Source organism: Variovorax sp. efr-133-TYG-130, assembly GCF_030208835.1.
Taxonomy (GTDB): Bacteria; Pseudomonadota; Gammaproteobacteria; order Burkholderiales; family Burkholderiaceae_C; genus Variovorax.
The window spans coordinates 117,671-134,413 of the sequence record NZ_JARVTD010000027.1 but is presented as its reverse complement, the minus strand read 5'-3'; the positions used below and the strand labels follow the sequence as shown (position 1 = coordinate 134,413).

General features: G+C 67.5%; 16 protein-coding genes. 2 read left to right on the top strand and 14 right to left on the bottom strand.

The features are described 5' to 3' along the window. Positions 1 to 43: 43 nt before the first annotated feature. Entirely contained in the window at positions 44 to 1,876 is a 1,833-nt protein-coding gene (locus QRN67_RS21675) for an ABCB family ABC transporter ATP-binding protein/permease (RefSeq protein ID WP_081268378.1), read from the bottom strand. A 41-nt stretch (positions 1,877 to 1,917) separates the two neighbouring features. Between QRN67_RS21675 and QRN67_RS21670 the strand changes: the two genes are divergently transcribed. Continuing rightward, positions 1,918 to 2,343, top strand: a complete 426-nt coding sequence (locus QRN67_RS21670) for an acyl-CoA thioesterase (RefSeq protein ID WP_081268377.1) — start codon at positions 1,918 to 1,920, stop codon at positions 2,341 to 2,343. A 10-nt stretch (positions 2,344 to 2,353) separates the two neighbouring features. Here QRN67_RS21670 and QRN67_RS21665 read toward each other — a convergent pair whose 3' ends face one another. The 12 genes from QRN67_RS21665 to QRN67_RS21610 all read right to left on the bottom strand — a co-directional run bounded on the left by QRN67_RS21665 (position 2,354) and on the right by QRN67_RS21610 (position 14,880). Then, the gene (locus tag QRN67_RS21665) at positions 2,354 to 3,511 is read right to left on the bottom strand and encodes an ABC transporter substrate-binding protein (RefSeq protein ID WP_285413527.1); all 1,158 of its coding nucleotides are present in this window, start codon (positions 3,509 to 3,511) and stop codon (positions 2,354 to 2,356) included. A gap of 132 nt (positions 3,512 to 3,643) precedes the next feature. After that, on the bottom strand, positions 3,644 to 4,408 hold the full coding sequence (locus QRN67_RS21660; protein ID WP_081268376.1) for an enoyl-CoA hydratase: 765 nt from the start codon (positions 4,406 to 4,408) through the stop codon (positions 3,644 to 3,646). 34 nt (positions 4,409 to 4,442) lie between these two features. Further along, a complete protein-coding gene (locus QRN67_RS21655) occupies positions 4,443 to 5,039 on the bottom strand; it encodes a 2-hydroxychromene-2-carboxylate isomerase (protein WP_285413526.1) in 597 nt (198 codons plus the stop codon). Positions 5,040 to 5,065: 26 nt separating this feature from the next. Continuing rightward, positions 5,066 to 5,815 carry an SDR family oxidoreductase gene (locus QRN67_RS21650; protein ID WP_285413524.1) on the bottom strand — a complete coding sequence of 250 codons (750 nt, stop codon included), beginning with the start codon at positions 5,813 to 5,815 and terminating at the stop codon, positions 5,066 to 5,068. 6 nt (positions 5,816 to 5,821) lie between these two features. After that, positions 5,822 to 6,658 (bottom strand): acyl-CoA thioesterase, encoded by an 837-nt coding sequence (locus QRN67_RS21645; RefSeq protein ID WP_106935791.1) that lies wholly within the window; start codon positions 6,656 to 6,658, stop codon positions 5,822 to 5,824. A gap of 88 nt (positions 6,659 to 6,746) precedes the next feature. Further along, positions 6,747 to 7,943, bottom strand: coding sequence for an acetyl-CoA C-acyltransferase (locus QRN67_RS21640; RefSeq protein ID WP_285413523.1), 1,197 nt, complete (start codon positions 7,941 to 7,943; stop codon positions 6,747 to 6,749). Further along, positions 7,940 to 8,356: an endonuclease domain-containing protein gene (locus tag QRN67_RS21635; protein WP_285413522.1), complete on the bottom strand. Its 417-nt coding sequence runs from the start codon at positions 8,354 to 8,356 to the stop codon at positions 7,940 to 7,942. The genes QRN67_RS21640 and QRN67_RS21635 overlap by 4 nt, the downstream gene beginning before the upstream one ends. Positions 8,357 to 8,418: 62 nt before the next feature. Then, positions 8,419 to 10,818, bottom strand: coding sequence for a 3-hydroxyacyl-CoA dehydrogenase/enoyl-CoA hydratase family protein (locus QRN67_RS21630; protein WP_285413521.1), 2,400 nt, complete (start codon positions 10,816 to 10,818; stop codon positions 8,419 to 8,421). A 121-nt stretch (positions 10,819 to 10,939) separates the two neighbouring features. After that, positions 10,940 to 11,374, bottom strand: a complete 435-nt coding sequence (locus QRN67_RS21625) for a DUF2147 domain-containing protein (protein WP_285413520.1) — start codon at positions 11,372 to 11,374, stop codon at positions 10,940 to 10,942. Positions 11,375 to 11,421: 47 nt separating this feature from the next. After that, positions 11,422 to 13,218 (bottom strand): acyl-CoA dehydrogenase C-terminal domain-containing protein, encoded by a 1,797-nt coding sequence (locus QRN67_RS21620; RefSeq protein ID WP_285413519.1) that lies wholly within the window; start codon positions 13,216 to 13,218, stop codon positions 11,422 to 11,424. Between the two features lie 75 nt (positions 13,219 to 13,293). Beyond that, positions 13,294 to 13,983 (bottom strand): TetR/AcrR family transcriptional regulator, encoded by a 690-nt coding sequence (locus QRN67_RS21615; protein ID WP_081268369.1) that lies wholly within the window; start codon positions 13,981 to 13,983, stop codon positions 13,294 to 13,296. Between the two features lie 138 nt (positions 13,984 to 14,121). Further along, positions 14,122 to 14,880 carry an SDR family oxidoreductase gene (locus tag QRN67_RS21610; RefSeq protein ID WP_285413518.1) on the bottom strand — a complete coding sequence of 253 codons (759 nt, stop codon included), beginning with the start codon at positions 14,878 to 14,880 and terminating at the stop codon, positions 14,122 to 14,124. A gap of 118 nt (positions 14,881 to 14,998) precedes the next feature. Between QRN67_RS21610 and QRN67_RS21605 the strand changes: the two genes are divergently transcribed. Beyond that, entirely contained in the window at positions 14,999 to 15,886 is an 888-nt protein-coding gene (locus QRN67_RS21605) for a LysR family transcriptional regulator (protein ID WP_285413517.1), read from the top strand. Positions 15,887 to 15,890: 4 nt separating this feature from the next. Here the strand turns inward: QRN67_RS21605 and QRN67_RS21600 are convergent, their stop codons facing one another. Continuing rightward, positions 15,891 to 16,739, bottom strand: a complete 849-nt coding sequence (locus QRN67_RS21600) for a fumarylacetoacetate hydrolase family protein (protein ID WP_081268366.1) — start codon at positions 16,737 to 16,739, stop codon at positions 15,891 to 15,893. Between the last annotated feature and the right edge of the window lie 4 nt (positions 16,740 to 16,743).

Genomic DNA, 16,743 nt, shown 5'->3' with positions numbered 1-16,743 from the left:
GTATGAACTCCTGGAATCGATGGAAAAGTGACGAATGATCGCGCTAGAGCATCGGAACCGCTTCGCTCTTCTGCAAAGCCCACATCTGCGCGTAGCGGCCCTGCCTGGCGAGCAGCTCGGCATGCGTGCCGCGCTCGACGATCACGCCCGACTCCAGCACCAGGATCTCGTGCGCGTCGACCACCGTCGACAGGCGGTGCGCGATGACCAGCGTGGTCTTGTCCTGCGCGGCGCTCTTCAGTTCCGACTGGATGGCGCGTTCGTTGGCCGAGTCGAGCGCCGAGGTGGCCTCGTCGAAGATCACGATCGGCGGGTTCTTCAGCAGCGTGCGCGCAATGGCCACGCGCTGCTTCTCGCCGCCGGAGAGCTTGAGGCCGCGCTCGCCCACGGTGGTGTCATAGCCCTTGGGCGTGGCCACGATGAAGTCGTGGATGCGCGCGGCGCGCGCGGCGGCTTCCACTTCTTCGCGGCTCGCGCCCGGGCGGCCGTAGGCGATGTTGTATTCGACCGTGTCGTTGAAGAGCACCGTGTCCTGCGGCACGATGCCGATGGCGCGGCGCACGCTGGACTGCGTCACTTCGCGGATGTCTTCCCCGCCGATGGTGATGCGCCCCTGTTGCACGTCGTAGAAGCGGTACAGCAGCCGCGCCAGCGTCGACTTGCCCGAGCCCGAAGGCCCGACCACCGCCACCGTCTTGCCGGCCGGGATCTCGAAGCTCACGTGCTTGAGGATGGGCCGGGCGGGCTCGTAGGCAAAGCTCACGTCCTCGAAGCGCACGGTGGCGTCGGCGCCGGCCAGCGGCTGCGCACCGGACGCGTCGCGCACCTCGCGCTCCTTTTCCATCAGCACGAACATCTTGTCGAGGTCGGTCAGGCTCTGCTTGATCTCGCGGTAGATCACGCCCAGGAAGTTCAGCGGAATGTAGAGCTGGATCATGAAGGCGTTGACCATCACCAGGTCGCCCAGCGTCATGCGCCCCTCCACCACGCCCGAGGTGGCGCGCCACAGCATCAGCACCAGGCTCACCGCAATCAGCAGCTGCTGCCCGGTGTTGAGCATGCTCAGCGTGCGCTGGCTCTTGATGGCGGCCTTGCGGTAGCGGTCGAGGCTGGCGTCGTAGCGGCCGGCCTCGAAGTCTTCGTTGTTGAAGTACTTGACGGTTTCGTAGTTCAGCAGCGAATCGACCGCGCGGCTCTGGGCCACGGAGTCGAGCTCGTTCATGGTCTTGCGGAACTTGGTGCGCCATTCGGTCACCGTCACGGTGAAGGCGATGTACAGCACCAGCGCGGCGGCCGTGATCCAGACGAACAGCGAATCGAACTTCACGCCCAGGATGGTGAGCACCAGCACCAGCTCGATGATGGTCGGCACGATGCTGTAGAGCGACATCGAGATGAGCGAATGCACGCCGCGCGTGCCGCGCTCGATGTCGCGCGTCATGCCGCCGGTCTGGCGCTCCAGGTGAAAGCGCAGGCTCAGCGCGTGCAGGTGGCGGAACACCTCCAGCGCGATCTGCCGGGCCGTGCCCTCGGTGGCCTTGGCGAAGATCAGCTCGCGCAGCTCGCCGAACAGCGAGGTCGAGAAGCGCAGCAGGCCGTAGGCCAGCAGCAGGCCGATGGGCACGATGAGCAGCGCCTGGGCCATGTCGGGCTTGGGCGTCATGGTGTCGACCAGGTTCTTCAGCAGCACCGGCACGCCGACGTTGGCCACCTTGGCGCCCACCATGAAGGCCAGCGCGGCGGCCACCCGCCACTTGTACTGCCAGAGGTAGGGAAACAGGCGGCGCAGCGTCGCCCAGTCGGAACGGTCGCTGCGCTCCGGCGGGTGGCCGGAGACGGGGTGGGAGGGGGGAAGGGCTTCGCCGCTGCGGCGCATGGGAGACAATCGTGGTTGCTTGTTTGTTCCAGATTGTGCCCATGTCAGATACTTCCAGCGCCGCCGCTGCCGCCACCCTCAAGAGCCTGCCCACCGACATGGAGCTGGTGCTCAAGGTCATTCCGATGCCGGCCGACTGCAATGCCAACGGCGACATCTTCGGCGGCTGGGTCATGGCGCAGTGCGACCTGGCCGGCTCGGTGATCCCCGCGCGCTACGCCAAGGGCCGCCAGGCCACGGTGGCGGTGAACGAGTTCATCTTCAAGCAGCCGGTGCGGCTGGGCGACATCCTCTCGTTCTATTCGAAGCTGGTGCGCATCGGGCGCACCTCGGTCACGGTGACGGTCGAGGTGTTCGCAGAGCGCTTCCGGGCGCAGGGCGAGTACATCAAGGTGACGCAGGCGACCTTCACCTACGTGGCCATCGACGACAACGGCCGCCCGCGCCCCATCGAACAACAGCCCTGATCGGGCAGGCTCACAGGCCCGGGTCGCGCACCCGCTCGAAGCGCTCGAACTCGCGGTTGATCCAGCGCCCGTCGCGGCGCTCCACCCGGCGGATGTACACGGTCTGCACGATGTCCCGCGTATGGGCGTCGATCTCGACCGGCCCGCGCGGGCTGTCCAGCCTGAGGCCGCGAAACGCATCCACCAGCCGCTCCCCGCCCGCATTGCCGCGCGCGGCGGGCGAACTCATGGCCGCATCCACGGCCGCGAGCGCGTCGTGGGCCGCCACGGCGAAATAGCCCGGCCGCAGGTGGCTGCCGTACTCGGTTTCGAACACGCCCGTGAAGCGGCGGTTGGCCGGCGAGTCGTGCGCGAACGAATAGTGGTGGCTGGTGACCAGGCCATCGGCCAGCTCGCCGACGCCTTCGAGATAGTGGTCGTCGGTGGCATCGCCCGTGGCAAGCAGGCGGATGCCGGTGTCGGCCATGCCGCGGTCGCGCCAGAACTTGAGGAAGGTGGCCGGCATCTGCCCCGAGGGCAGGAAGAAGAACACCGCCTGCGGCTTGAGCTCGCGCAGCCGCAGCATGTAGGCCGAGTAGTCGAGCGTGGCCAGCGGCACCCGCAGCATCGCGCCGACCCGCCCGCCGCCCGCGGTGATGCCCGAGACGAAGGCGCTCTCGGCATCGACACCCGAGGCGTAGTCGGCCACCACCGTGCACACGTCGCGCAGCCCCTGCTGCAGCGCCCATCGCGCCAGCGGCAGCGTGACCTGGGCGATGGTGAAGGACACCCGCACCGCGAACGGGCAGCGCGACGTGATGCCGGAGGACGCGGCGTTCATCACGATGAGGGGCATCCTGGCCTGCGTGGCGACGGCGCCCACGGCGTAGGCGTTGGAGCTGAAGTCGAGCCCGCCCAGCAGGTCGACCTGTTCGCTCTCCACGAGGTCCTGCGCATGGCGCCGCGCCTGGTCGGGTGCGCTGCCGGGCACGTCGCGCCGCAGCAGCTCGACCGGCCGGCCTGCGATGTGATGGTTGTGCGCGGCCAGCCAGACCGCCATGCCCGCATCGAACTGGCGCCCGCCGCCCGCATAGGGCCCGGACCACGAGCCGATGACGCCGATGCGCAGCGGACGCACCCGCGCCAGAACCAGCGCGGGCGCCGCCAGTGCGCCCGCAAGCAAACCCAAAGTACGCCGGCGCACCGGCTGGAATGCTACTTTTCCAGTAGCATCACTCGCCCGCTGGCCGGGCGCTAGGAGAGTTCTGACCCCTTGGATTTGCACGCCGGACAGTTTAAGCGCGCAAGTCCGGAAAGCACGTCAGACCTTGGAGAAATCAGGCTTGCGCTTCTCCATGAAGGCACCGAAGGCCTCCCGCGCCGCCGGCTCGCGCAGCATGCGACCGAAGCTCGCGCCCTCTTCGCCCATGCGCTCGAGCACGGCGGGCATCTGGCCCTTCTTCAGCAGGCGCTTGGTCTCGATCAGCGCGCTCAGCGGCTTGGCCGCGAGCTTGCGGGCCTGCATCTGCGCGATGCCGTTGGCTTCGGTCGGCGGCACCACGCGGTTGACCAGGCCCACTTCGAGCGCGGCCTCGGCCATGAAAGGCTCGCCCAGCAGCAGCGCCTCGGCGGCGCGGTGGTAGCCCAGCATCTGCGGCACCAGCAGGCTCGACGCAGCCTCGGGGCACAGGCCCAGGTTCACGAAGGGCATCGAGAAAGCCGCGTTGTCCCCCGCGTAGACCAGGTCGCAGTGGAACAGCATGGTGGTGCCGATGCCCACGGCCGGGCCGCACACCGAGGCGACGATGGGCTTGGGGAAGGTGGCGATGCCGCGCAGGAAGCGGAACACCGGCGACTCCTGCGTCGACGGCGGGCCGTTGAGGAAGTCACCGATGTCGTTGCCCGCGCTGAAGATGGTCGGGTCGCCCTGGATCAGCACGCAGCGCACGGCGGCTTCGCTCTCCGCGGTGGCCAGCGCGTCGGCCAATTCGGCGTACATGCTGCTGGTGATCGAGTTCTTCTTGTCGACGCGGTTGAAGGTGATGGTCATCACGCCGGCTTCGGTGTGGACGAGGATGTCGCTCATAAAAAATCCTTGAATGGAACGGGTGGTGCCGCCCTCAGGCGGCGGCAAGTGCTTCGCGTACGAAATCGAGCCGGTCCTGGCCCCAGAACATCTCGTCGCCGACGAACATGGTGGGTGCGCCGAAGACGCCGCGCTCCACCGCTTCCTGCGTGACGGCCTTCAGGCGGTCCTTGGTTTCCTGCGCACCGGCCAGCGCGAGCAGGCTCGCGGCGTCGAAGCCCGCATTTTGCAAGACGGCGCCGACGGTCGCCGGGTCGTTGAGGTTCTTCGGCTCGACCCACATGGCGTGGAAGACCGCATCGACGTAGGCGCCGAAGCGCGCCGGCTCCTTCATCTGGATGCCGGTGGCGCCGCGCATCAGCAGCAGCGTGTTGATGGGGAAGTGCGGGTTGTGCGCGAAGGGCACGTCGTAGCGCCTGGCGAAGCGCTTCAGGTCGGTCGTCATGTACGGACCCTTGGGCTTGATCTCGGCCGGCGAATGGTTGCCCGTGGCCTGGAACACGCCGCCGAGCAGCATGGGCTTCCACACCAGTTCGGCACCGGTGTCGGCGCAGATGTGCGGCAGCTGCGTCGCGGCCAGGTAGGCGGCGGGGCTGCCGAAGTCGAAATAGAAGTCGACGGATTTGGTCATTGGCGTTGTCTCCTTCGCGGAATTCTTCAGAACTTCTCGGACCAGGGCCGCAGGTCGAGCTCGTGCGTCCACGCATCGCGCGGCTGCGAATGGAGCATCCAGTAGCTGTCGGCAATGTGGTCGGGGTTCAGGATGCCGTCGCTTTCCTTCAGCGCATAGCGCTCGGGGAAGTTGCTGCGGATGAATTCGGTGTCGATGGCGCCGTCGACCACCACGTGCGCCACGTGAATGCCCTGCGGACCCAGTTCGCGCGCCATCGACTGGGCCAGCGCGCGCAGCGCCATCTTGGCGCCCGAGAACGCGCCGAAGTTCGCCGCGCCGCGCAGCGACGCCGTCGCGCCGGTGAAGATGATCGTGCCGCGGTGCCCACCCTTGGGCATCTCGCGCGCCACCATCCGCTTGGCCACCTCGCGCCCGTTGAGGAAGCCAGAGAAGCACGCCATCTCCCAGACCTTGAAGTACTTGCGCGCGGTCTCGCTGAGGATGCTCTCGGGCACGTTGGCGCCGATGTTGAACACCATCACCTCGATCGGCCCGACGGTCGATTCGATCTGCTCGACGAGCGCGACCACTTCTTCCTCCTTGCGCGCATCGCAGGCAAAGGCATGGGCGCGGCCGCCGTCGGCCTCGATCTGCGCGACCAGCGGCTGCAGCTTGTCGAGGCTGCGCCGGGTGACGCAGGTGGCGAAACCCTCGCGTGCGAAGCGGCGTGCGATGGCACCGCCGGTGGCGTCTCCGGCGCCGACGATGAGCGCGGCTTTCTGCAATGCGGCCATGTTTCTCTATTCCTTGTAGTAGACGATCTGGTTGGAGGTGGCCAGCAGCACGCCCTTCTCGCTCCACAGATGCGCCGTCTGGTCGAAGAAACCGTTGAAGAACTGCTGCCCCGCCGCGCGGCCCAGCAGGTAGCCCGTGCCGACCTCTGCCAGTTGCGCCGGGCCGGCGTGGAAGTAGGTGGTGATCGACACCGTGCCCGCCGGCACGTGCCTGGCGCGGCGCAGCCACACGCGCGGATAGAACACGTCGCTCATCGCGGCGAGCGAGGCGAAGTCGAGCGGGCGCGCTTGGGCGTCGCGCAGCCAGATGCGGGTTTCGCTGTGTTGCAGGCTGCCGTCCCACTTCGCGGGAATGCCGCCGCTGAAGGGGCGCATCTCGTACTGGTCGATCCACGCCACGCCCGATGGGCCGATGCTCATGCGGTCGACGGTCTCGGGCCGCGGCGCCTCGGGCATCGGCATGTCGCCCTCGCCCCAGGTGTCGCGGCGCGCGGCCGTGACCACGGTGGCGGTGGTCGTCATGTTGGGCGCGCCGCCGGGGCCGGGCTGCGTGACCTGCACGGTCCAGTGCTGTGTCGAGCGGTTGGTGCGCACGGCCGTGGCCTGGATGTCGAAAGCGCCCGCCTCGAGCGCGGCGGCGTAGTTGACGGTGAGCGCGATGGGCGTGCCGAGCACGTCGGGGTGCTGCATCACCGACTGCAGCACCAGCGCCGCCGTGGTGCCGCCGAACGGCCCGACCATGTTCCAGTAGTCGGGGCTGGTGGTGCCGGTGAAGTGCCCCACGCGGATGTCGCTGTGGTGGATCCTCAGGGCTTTGTCGAAGGGGTGCGTGCTCGTCGTCATGATCGGCAGTGTGCCTCCGGTGGGTGCGCTCGCGCAGTCGTGTGCGGGACGCCCCTGGCTGCGGCGCGGCACAGCCAGGGGGCCATGCTCAGACCCGCTCGAAGATCCCGGCGGCGCCCTGCCCCATGCCCACGCACATCGTGACCATGCCGTACTTCAGGTTCTCGCGGCGCAGCGCGTGCACCACCGTGGCCGAGCGGATGGCGCCCGTCGCACCCAGCGGATGGCCCAGCGCGATGGCGCCGCCCATCGGGTTCACCTTCGATGGATCGAGCCCCAGCGTGTTGATGACGGCCAGCGACTGCGCGGCGAAGGCTTCGTTCAGCTCGAACCAGTCGATGTCCTCGTGCTTCAGGCCCGCATAGCGCAGCGCGGCAGGAATCGCTTCGATGGGGCCGATGCCCATGATGTGCGGCGGCACGCCCTTGCTGGCAAAGCTCACGAAGCGTGCGAGCGGCGTGAGGCCGTACTGCTTCACGGCCTTCTCGCTGGCCAGGATCAGCGCGCCGGCGCCGTCCGAGGTCTGCGAGCTGTTGCCGGCCGTGACCGTGCCGCGCGCGGCGAACACGGTGCGCAGCCTGGCCAGGCCTTCGATGCTGGTGTCGGGGCGCGCGCCTTCGTCGAGGCTGACGGTGCGCGTCTTCGCGATCGACTCGCCGGTCTCCAGGTCGGGCGTGCGGTCGGTCACTTCGATGGGCGTGATCTCGTCGGCGAACTTGCCGGCCTTCTGCGCGGCCAGTGCCTTCTGGTGCGAGGCGAGCGCGAACTCGTCCTGCGCCTGGCGGCTCACCTTCCACTGCTGCGCGACCTTCTCGGCGGTGAGGCCCATGCCGTAGGCGATGCCCACGTCGCCTTCGCGTTCGAAGATGGAAGGCGACAGCGAGGGCGAGTTGCCCATCATCGGCACCATGCTCATGCTCTCGACGCCGGCGGCGATCATCACGTCGGCCTCGCCCACGCGGATGCGGTCGGCGGCCATCTGCACGGCCGACAGGCCCGATGCGCAGAAGCGGTTGACGGTGATGCCGCCGACGCTGGTCGGCAGCCCGGCGAGCACCGCGCCGATGCGCGCGACGTTCAGGCCCTGCTGCGATTCGGGAATCGCGCAGCCGCAGATGATGTCTTCGATGGCCTTGGGGTCGAGGCTGGGCACGGCGGCCAACGCGGCACGCAGCGTGGTGGCCAGCAGGTCGTCGGGGCGGTAGTTGCGGAAATAGCCGCGGTGCGACTTGCCGATGGGGGTGCGGGTGGCGGAGACGATGTAGGCGTCTTGGACTTGTTTCATGGATGGCTCCTGGATTGGGCTCCTTCCCCCTCTGGGGGAAGGTTGGGATGGGGGCAAGCGGCCGTCAATTCATCCAGTCGATTGACGATGACCTGCAGCACCCCTTCAAGATTGACGAACGGCTCGTTCGAGCCGAAGCGAAGCACTTCGAATCCCTGCGCACGCAGGAAAGCGTCTCGCCGGGCGTCGTAGCCTGCCTGTGCCTGGTGTTGCGATCCGTCGAGTTCGACGATCAGCTTCGGCTCGAGGCACGCGAAATCAGCGATGTAGTTGCCAAGCGGATGCTGTCTGCGGAACTTCACTCCCAGCTGTTCGCTGCGCAGCCCACTCCAGAGCTTGCGCTCGGAGTCAGTCATCTCGCGCCGCAGGGTGCGGGCGTTCTGCTGGGCGTTGGGAGTGGATTGGTTTTGCATAGGCTGCTTGCCCCCATCCCGGCCTTCCCCCAGAGGGGGAAGGAGGAAGAGGAAGACGAGCGTCAGTTGCGCACCGGTTTGCCCGTGCTCAGCATCCCCATGATCCGCTCCTGCGTCTTCGGATGCACGATCAGCGAGCAGAACGCCTTGCGTTCCAGCGCCATCAGGTATTCCTCGGTCACGAGCGAGCCCGCGTCCACGTCGCCGCCGGTGACCACGTTGGCGATCAGGCTGGCGATGTGGAAGTCGTGGGCGCTGATGAAGCCGCCGTCGCGCATGTTCACGAGCTGCCCCTTGATGGTCGCGGCGCCGCTGCGGCCCGCCACGCGGAAGCTGCGGCGCAGCGGCGGGCGGTAGCCGGCGTCGGCCATGGCCTTGGCCTGCTGCAGCGCCACGTACAGAAGCTCGTCCTTGTTCGGCACGATCACGTCGCTGTCGAGCAGGTAGCCGAGCTTCTTCGAGTCGAGCGCGCCGGTGCCGACCTTCGCCATCGCGGCGGCGGTGAAGCCTTCGGTGAGGAACGGCAGCAGGTCGGTGCCCGTCGAGGCCGCGGCGTTCTCGGCTGCGCGGCGAGCGATGTAGGTCAGGCCGCCGGCGCCGGGAATCAGGCCCACGCCCACTTCGACCAGCCCGATGTAGCTTTCCATCGCGGCCACGCGCTTCGCCGAATGCACGGCCAGCTCGCAGCCGCCGCCCAGCGCCATGCCGCGCACGGCGGAGATCACCGGCACGTTGGCATAGCGGATCTTGAGCATCACGTTCTGCAGCTCTTCTTCGGCGCCCTCGACCGCGCCGATGCCGGCGACCACGAAGGCCGGCAGCATCGCCTGCAGGTCGGCGCCGACCGAGAACACCTCGTCGGGCGACCAGATCACGAGGCCCTTGTATTCGGCCTCGGCCAGCTCGACCGCGGCGCCCAGCGCTTCGGCCACGTCGGGGCTGATGGCGTGCATCTTCGAATGGATGCTGGCGATGAGCACTTCGCCATCGAGCGTCCACACGCGCACGTCGCCTTCGTCGCTGATGGTGGTGCCGGCCGTGTTGGCATCGGCCGCGTTCGCGCCGAGCACGCTCTCGGGGAACAGCTGGCGGTCATGCACCGGCAGCCTGCGCTGCGGCACGAACTTGTTCTGCGATGCGCTCCACGAGCCTTCGGGCGTGTGCACGCCACCGGCCTCGGCCACCGGGCCTTCGAACACCCACTTGGGCAGCGGTGCGCTGCTCAGCGCCTTGCCGGCGTCGATGTCTTCCTGCACCCACTTGGCGACCTGCGCCCAGCCGGCTTCCTGCCACAGCTCGAACGGGCCCTGCTTCATGCCGAAGCCCCAGCGCATGGCGAAGTCGATGTCGCGCGCGCTCTCGGCGATGTCGGCCAGGTGCACGGCGGCGTAGTGGAAGCCGTCGCGCAGGATGGCCCAGAGAAACTGCCCCTGCGGTCCTTCGCTCTCGCGCAGCAGCTTCAGCCGCTCGCCCGCGGGCTTCTTCAGCATGCGGCCGTATACCTCGTCGGCCTTGGCGCCGGCAGGCAAGTATTCGCCGCTCTTCAGGTCGAAGCGCAGGATGTCGCGGCCCACCTTCTTGAAGAAGCCGGCCTTGGTCTTCTGGCCCAGGTTGCCCAGCTCCAGCAGCTTGGCGAGCACCGGCGGCGTCGCGAAGTTGGCGTAGAACGGGTCGGTCTCGGCGTTCAGGTTGTCCTGCAGCGTCTTCACGACATGGGCCATCGTGTCGAGGCCCACCACGTCGGCGGTGCGGAAGGTGCCGGAGCTGGCACGGCCCAGCTTCTTACCGGTGAGGTCGTCCACCACGTCGGGCGTCAGGCCGAACTTCTCGACCTCCTTCAGCGTGGCCAGCATGCCGGCGATGCCGACGCGGTTGGCGATGAAGTTGGGCGTGTCGTGCGCGCGCACCACGCCCTTGCCCAGCGTGCTGGTGACGAAGGCTTCGAGGTCGTCGAGCACCTGCGGCTGCGTGGTGGGTGTGTTGATCAGCTCCACCAGGAACATGTAGCGCGGCGGGTTGAAGAAGTGGATGCCGCAGAAGCGCGGCTTCAGCGCTTCGGGCAGCGCTTCGCTGAGCTTGGTGATCGACAGGCCCGAGGTGTTCGAGGCCAGGATCGAATGCTTGGCGACGTGCGGCGCGATCTTCTTGTAGAGGTCGAGCTTCCAGTCCATGCGCTCTGCAATGGCCTCGATGACGAGGTCGCACTCGCCGAGCCTGGCCAGGTCGTCTTCGTAGTTGGCCTGCTCGATCAGCACGGCGTCGGCCACGTCGCCGAGCGGCGCGGGCTTGAGCTTCTTGAGGTTGTCGATGGCGCGCGTGACGATGCCGTTCTTCGGGCCTTCTTTTGCGGCCAGATCGAACAGGACAACAGGCACGCGCACGTTGACGAGGTGGGCCGCAATCTGCGCGCCCATCACGCCGGCGCCGAGCACGGCGACCTTCTTCACTTGAAATCGGGACATAACTGGGCTTCGATGTTTTGATTCGGTTCGGGGAACACCGCGGAACCGGCTTTGCCGGGCCGCTGGTGTTGCCCCCTTGAGGGGGAGGCTGCTACACGAAGTGAGCAGCTACGGGGGTGGGTCAAGGAACACGGTTCCAGGTTTGGGTGCGCCAGAAGGGGCCGAGATATCCGCGTACTTGGAGCTTCTTGCCGCCTTCGATGGGCGTGAAGCTCGCGCGGTACTCCTTGCCGTTCTCGGGGTCGAGGATCTTTCCGCCTTCCCAGACGTCCTTGCCCTCGGCCTTCTTGCCGCCGCGGATGATGTCGAGGCCGACCATGGGCTTGTCCTTACGGTCGTCGCTGCATTCGCTGCAGACGGCGCCGGGCTTGGCGTCCTTGCCCAGCGCTTTCTCGATGCGCCCCGACAGGCCGCCGCCGGTCTCGGCGATGCTGATCTCCGCCTTGACCTCGCCCGTCTTGTCGTCCACGTTGCGCCACAGCCCCACCGGCGTGCTCTGGGCCATGGCCGAAGCGGCGGTGGCGGCGAACAGGAGGGCTGCGAGTGTTGTCTTCATGATCGGCGAGTCCTGGAAGTTGAGGAAAGACGAGACGGTACTACCGCTCAGGCCAGTGCCGCGTCGGTGTCCATCAGCACCTTGCTGCCGGCACGCGCGGTGCGCATCAGCGTCGCGGTCTCGGGGAACAGCTTGGCGAAGTAGAAGCGCGCGGTCTGCAGCTTGGCGACGTAGAACGGGTCGGTGTTGCCGGCCGCGATCTCGCGCAGCGCAACCTGTGCCATGCGGGCGAACAGGTAGCCGAACACGAAATGGCCGGCCACGCGCAGGTAGTCCACCGCGGCGGCGCCCACTTCGTCGGGGTTCTGGAAGCCCTTGAAGCCGATCTCGGTGGTGAACTTGGTGAGCTGGTCGCCCAGGCCCGCGATCGGGTTGATGAACTCGGCCATCTTCTCGTTCACGCCTTCTTCTTCCACCAGCCTGGCCACGAGCTTGCCGAACTTCTTGAGCGAAGCGCCGTTGTTGCCCAGCACCTTGCGGCCCAGCAGGTCCAGCGCCTGGATGGTGTTGGTGCCTTCGTAGATCATGTTGATGCGGTTGTCCCGCACGAACTGCTCCATGCCCCATTCCTTGATGAAGCCGTGGCCGCCGAACACCTGCATGCAGGCGTTGGTCGAGATGTGGCCGTTGTCGGTGATGAAGGCCTTGACGATGGGCGTAAGCAGCGCGACCAGCTCGCCAGAGTCCTTGCGCACCTTCTCGTCGGGATGGTTGTGCTCCTTGTCGAGCAGCAGCGTGCAGAAGATCTGCAGCGCGCGGCCGCCTTCGGCGTAAGCCTTGGCCGTGAGCAGCATCTTGCGCACGTCGGGGTGCACGATGATGGGGTCGGCTTCCTTGTCCTTGGCCTTCACGCCCGACAGCGAGCGCATCTGGAGGCGGTCCTTGGCGTAGGCCAGTGCGTTCTGGTAGGCCACCTCGGTCAGGCCGAGCGACTGGTTGCCCACGCCCAGGCGGGCCGCGTTCATCATCACGAACATCGCGGCCAGGCCCTTGTTGGGCTCGCCCACCAGCGTGCCGGTGGCGCCTTCGATCACGATCTGCGCGGTGGCGTTGCCGTGGATGCCCATCTTGTGCTCCAGGCCGGCGCAGAAGATCGGGTTGCGCTCGCCGAGCGAGCCGTCGGCCTTGACCTTGAACTTCGGCACCACGAACAGGCTGATGCCCTTGCTGCCCTTGGGCGCGTCGGGGAGGCGGGCCAGCACCAGGTGGATGATGTTGTCCGTCATGTCGTGCTCGCCGGCCGAGATGAAGATCTTGCTGCCGGTGATGCGGTAGGTGCCGTCGGCCTGCGGTTCGGCCTTGGTGCGCAGCAGGCCGAGGTCGGTGCCGCAATGGGGTTCGGTCAGGCACATGGTGCCGGTCCACTCGCCGCTCGTGAGCTTGGGCAGGTAGGTCTTCTTCTGCTCTTCGGTGCCGTGCGCGACCAGCGCCTCGTACGCGCCGTGCGAAAGGCCGGGGTACATGGTCCAGGCCTGGTTGGCGCTGTTGAGCATCTCGAACAGGCACTGGTTCACCACGAACGGCAGGCCCTGGCCGCCGAACGCCGGGTCGCACGACAGCGCGGGCCAGCCGCCTTCGACGTACTTGGCGTAGGCGTCCTTGAAGCCCTTGGGCGTCTTGACTTCGTGCGTGGCCTTGTCGAGCGTGCAGCCCTCTTCGTCGCCGCTGATGTTGAGCGGGAAGGTCACTTCGGCGGCGAACTTGCCGGCCTCTTCGATCACCGCGTTGATGGTGGCGGCATCGGTCTCGGCGTGGGCCGGAAGCGCCTTGAGCTCCTCGGCGACGTTGAGCACTTCGTGCAGCACGAACTGCATGTCACGCACGGGCGGGTTGTAGGTAGGCATCCGGGACTCTCCTGGTCGAAGCTAGATAGAAAAAAGAAAAGGGAAAACGAAAAGGGAACGAGCCGCGCGCCCGGGTCAGCGCACGGTCTTGAGGCGGCGGCCCGCCGGCGCGGCGGCCGCATCGGGCTTGGGCGCGTCGGGCGTGGCGGCGCGCGCGAGGATGTTGTCGAAACCGACATTGGCGCGGCCGATGGAGCCGGGCACCTGCAGGAAGCGGGCTTCGTAGTGCAGCGCGAGGATCAGGCCGTGGATCTCGAACGCCAGCTGGCGCTCGTCGGCGTCGGCGCGCAGATGGCCTTCGCTCTGCGACTGCACGATGGCGCGCAGCACGGCCGCCTGCCAGATGCTGACCGACTCGACCAGCGCGTCGCGCACCGGGCCCGGGCGGTCGTCGAATTCGGAAGCGCCGCTGATGTAGATGCAGCCCGAGTCGATCTCGGTCGAGGTGCGCTTCATCCAGTTGGCGAACATGGCGCGCAGGCGGGGCAGGCCGCGCGGCGCCTGCAGCGCGGGGAAGAACACTTCCTGCTCGAAGCGCGCGTGGTATTCGCGCACCACCGAGATCTGCAGTTCCTCGCGCGAGCCGAAGTGGGCGAAGACGCCCGACTTGCTCATCTTGGTGATTTCAGCCACCGCGCCGATCGACAGGCCCTCCAGGCCGATCTGCGCGGCCAGCGCCAGCGCTGCGTCGACGATGACGGCCTTGGTCTGCTGGCCCTTCTGGGCAGCACGGGCGGGCTTGGCGGGGGCGGCTGAAGCGGACATCGTGGAATTCCCGAATAAAACGAACGGTCGTTCTATTTTGCAGGGACTTCGCACTTTGGTCCGCCAAAGACCTTCAGCGAGAGAAGGTTAATTGATGCGCGAGAGGGCCGCAATCGGGCCCTCCCCGCATACCGCCTTTCAGAACTCCTGCGACACCGGCCGCAGCACCACTTCATTGATGTCCACGTTCGCAGGCTGCTCCACCGCATAGACGACCGCGCGCGCCACCGAATCCGCCGGGATCTGGTTGGCGTCGTAGAACGCCTTCACGCCGGCGGCGCTCTCGGCGTCGCTGCTGCCGAACTTCAGCTCCGAGTCCACCGCGCCGGGCGACACGACGGTCACGCGCACGCCGCTGTTGCCCATTTCCACGCGCAGCCCTTCCGAGATGGCGCGCACCGCATGCTTGGTTGCGCTGTAGACGGTGCCGATGGGCGTGAACACCTTGAGCCCCGCGATCGACGCGATGTTGACGATATGCCCGCTGCCCTGCGCCTGCATGCGCGGCAGCACGGCGGCAATGCCGTACAGCACGCCCTTGATGTTGACGTCGATGGTGCGGTCCCACTCGTCGACCTTGAGCTTCTCCATGGGCGACAGCGGCATCACACCCGCGTTGTTCACCAGCACGTCGATGCGGCCGAAGGCCTCCACCGTCGCGGCGGCGAGCCTGTCGAGGTCGGCGCGCCTGGCCACGTCGGTGGCCACCGCGATGGCCTCGCCGCCGGCTTCGCGGATTTCGGCGACGACCTTCTCGAGCCGGTCGGTGCGGCGGGCGGCGAGCACCACCTTGGCGCCGCGCGCGGCCAGGTGGCGCGCGGTCGATTCGCCGAGCCCGCTGCTCGCGCCGGTGACGATGGCGACCTTGCCCTTGATGTTGTCTTGAACGGATGTCATGGCTGCTTTCCTTTGCTGGGGTGTTGAAGAGATGTCCTCAGTGTGGAAAATCCGCCTGTTCCCGTAAATGAAACTCTGGCGACTTCAAAATTCTTGAAAAAGGAACACTCCAGCTCCCATGTCCAACCGCCTCGAAGCCCTGCGCGTTTTCTGCGCCGCCGCCGACGCCGCCAACTTCCGCGACGCGGCCGTGCGCCTGTCGGTGTCGCCGCAGGTGGTGACGCGCGCCGTTCGCGAACTCGAAGACCAGCTCGGCGAGCCCCTCTTCCACCGCAGCACGCGCGGCGTGCAGCTCACCGACTTCGGCCGGCAGCTCGCCGAGCGTGCGCGGGTGGCGGTGGGCGGCGTGGACGAGCTGTTCCACCGCACCGACCGGCGCGCGCTCTCTCAGCACGAGGGCACGGTGCGGGTCACGGCGCCGGGCATCTTCGGCCGGCGGCTGATTCCGCAGGCGCTGGCGCCGATGCTCGCCGCGCACCCCGGCCTGGTGCTGGACCTGCGCGTGTCGGAAGAGCATGCCGACGTGGTCGACCAGCAGATCGACATCGGCGTGCGCGTCGGGCCGTTGCGCGACGCGCGCTTCGTGGCGCGGCCGGTGGGCAAGATGGCGCTGCACGTGGTGGCCGCGCCATCGCTCATCGCACGCACCGGCGTGCCGAAGAAGATAGACGCGCTCGCGGGCCTGCCGCTCACCGCGCTGATCGACCGCATGTCGGGCAGGCCTTGGCCGATGCTCTTCAGCAAGGGCCGGCAACTGGCGGTGACATCGCCCGCCTTCGTCACCGACGACTTCGATGCCGAGGGCGCGGCAGTGCTCGCCGGCCTGGGCTTCGCGCAGCTGATCGGCTCGCTGGCGGAGCCCTGGCTGAAATCGGGCGCGCTGGTGCCGGTGCTGGAAGCCGACGCGCCGGAGCCGTGGCCTGTCTACGTGTACCGCCCGCAGCGCGCACCGGTGCCGGCGCGCGTGCGGCTGGTCTACGACGAACTGGTCCGCGTGCTGCGCTGAACGCTCAAAGCTTGAACGGGACCACTTCCTGGCGCTGCTCGCCCAGGCCTTCGATGCCCAGCGTCATCACGTCGCCCTTCTTCAGGAACAGCGGCGGCTTCATGCCCATGCCCACGCCGGGCGGCGTGCCGGTGGTGATGACGTCGCCGGGCATCAGCGTCATGAACTGGCTCACGTAGCTCACGATCTTGGCCACGCTGAAGATCATGGTCCTGGTGCTGCCGGTCTGCACGCGCTGGCCGTTCAGGTCGAGCCACATCGAGAGCTTCTGGGGGTTCTCGATTTCGTCGCGCGTCACCAGCCAGGGGCCGATGGGGCCGAAGGTGTCGCAGCCCTTGCCCTTGTCCCAGGTGCCGCCGCGCTCGATCTGGTATTCGCGTTCGCTGATGTCGTTGATGGTGCAGTAGCCGGCCACGTAGTCGAGCGCGCTCTTCTGCGACACGTAGCGCGCGCGCGTGCCGATGACCACGCCGAGCTCGACTTCCCAGTCGGACTTGACCGAGCCCTTGGGCAGCATCACCGGGTCGTTCGGGCCCTGGATGCAGCTGTTGGCCTTGGTGAACACCACGGGCTCCTTGGGCACCGGCAGGCCGGATTCGGCCGCGTGGTCCGCATAGTTCAGGCCGATGGCGATGAACTTGCCGACGTTGGCCACCGGTGCGCCGAAGCGCGGCTTGCCCTTGACCAGCGGCAGCTTGTCGACCTTCTGCTTGCGCAGCCTGGCAATGGCGGCATCGCCCAGTTGCTCGGGGCCGATGTCCTTGACGACGGCGCTCAGGTCGCGCAGCTTGCCGTCGCTGTCGATGAGGCCGGGCTTTTCCTTGCCGGGGTTGCCATAGCGGACGAGTTTCATGCTT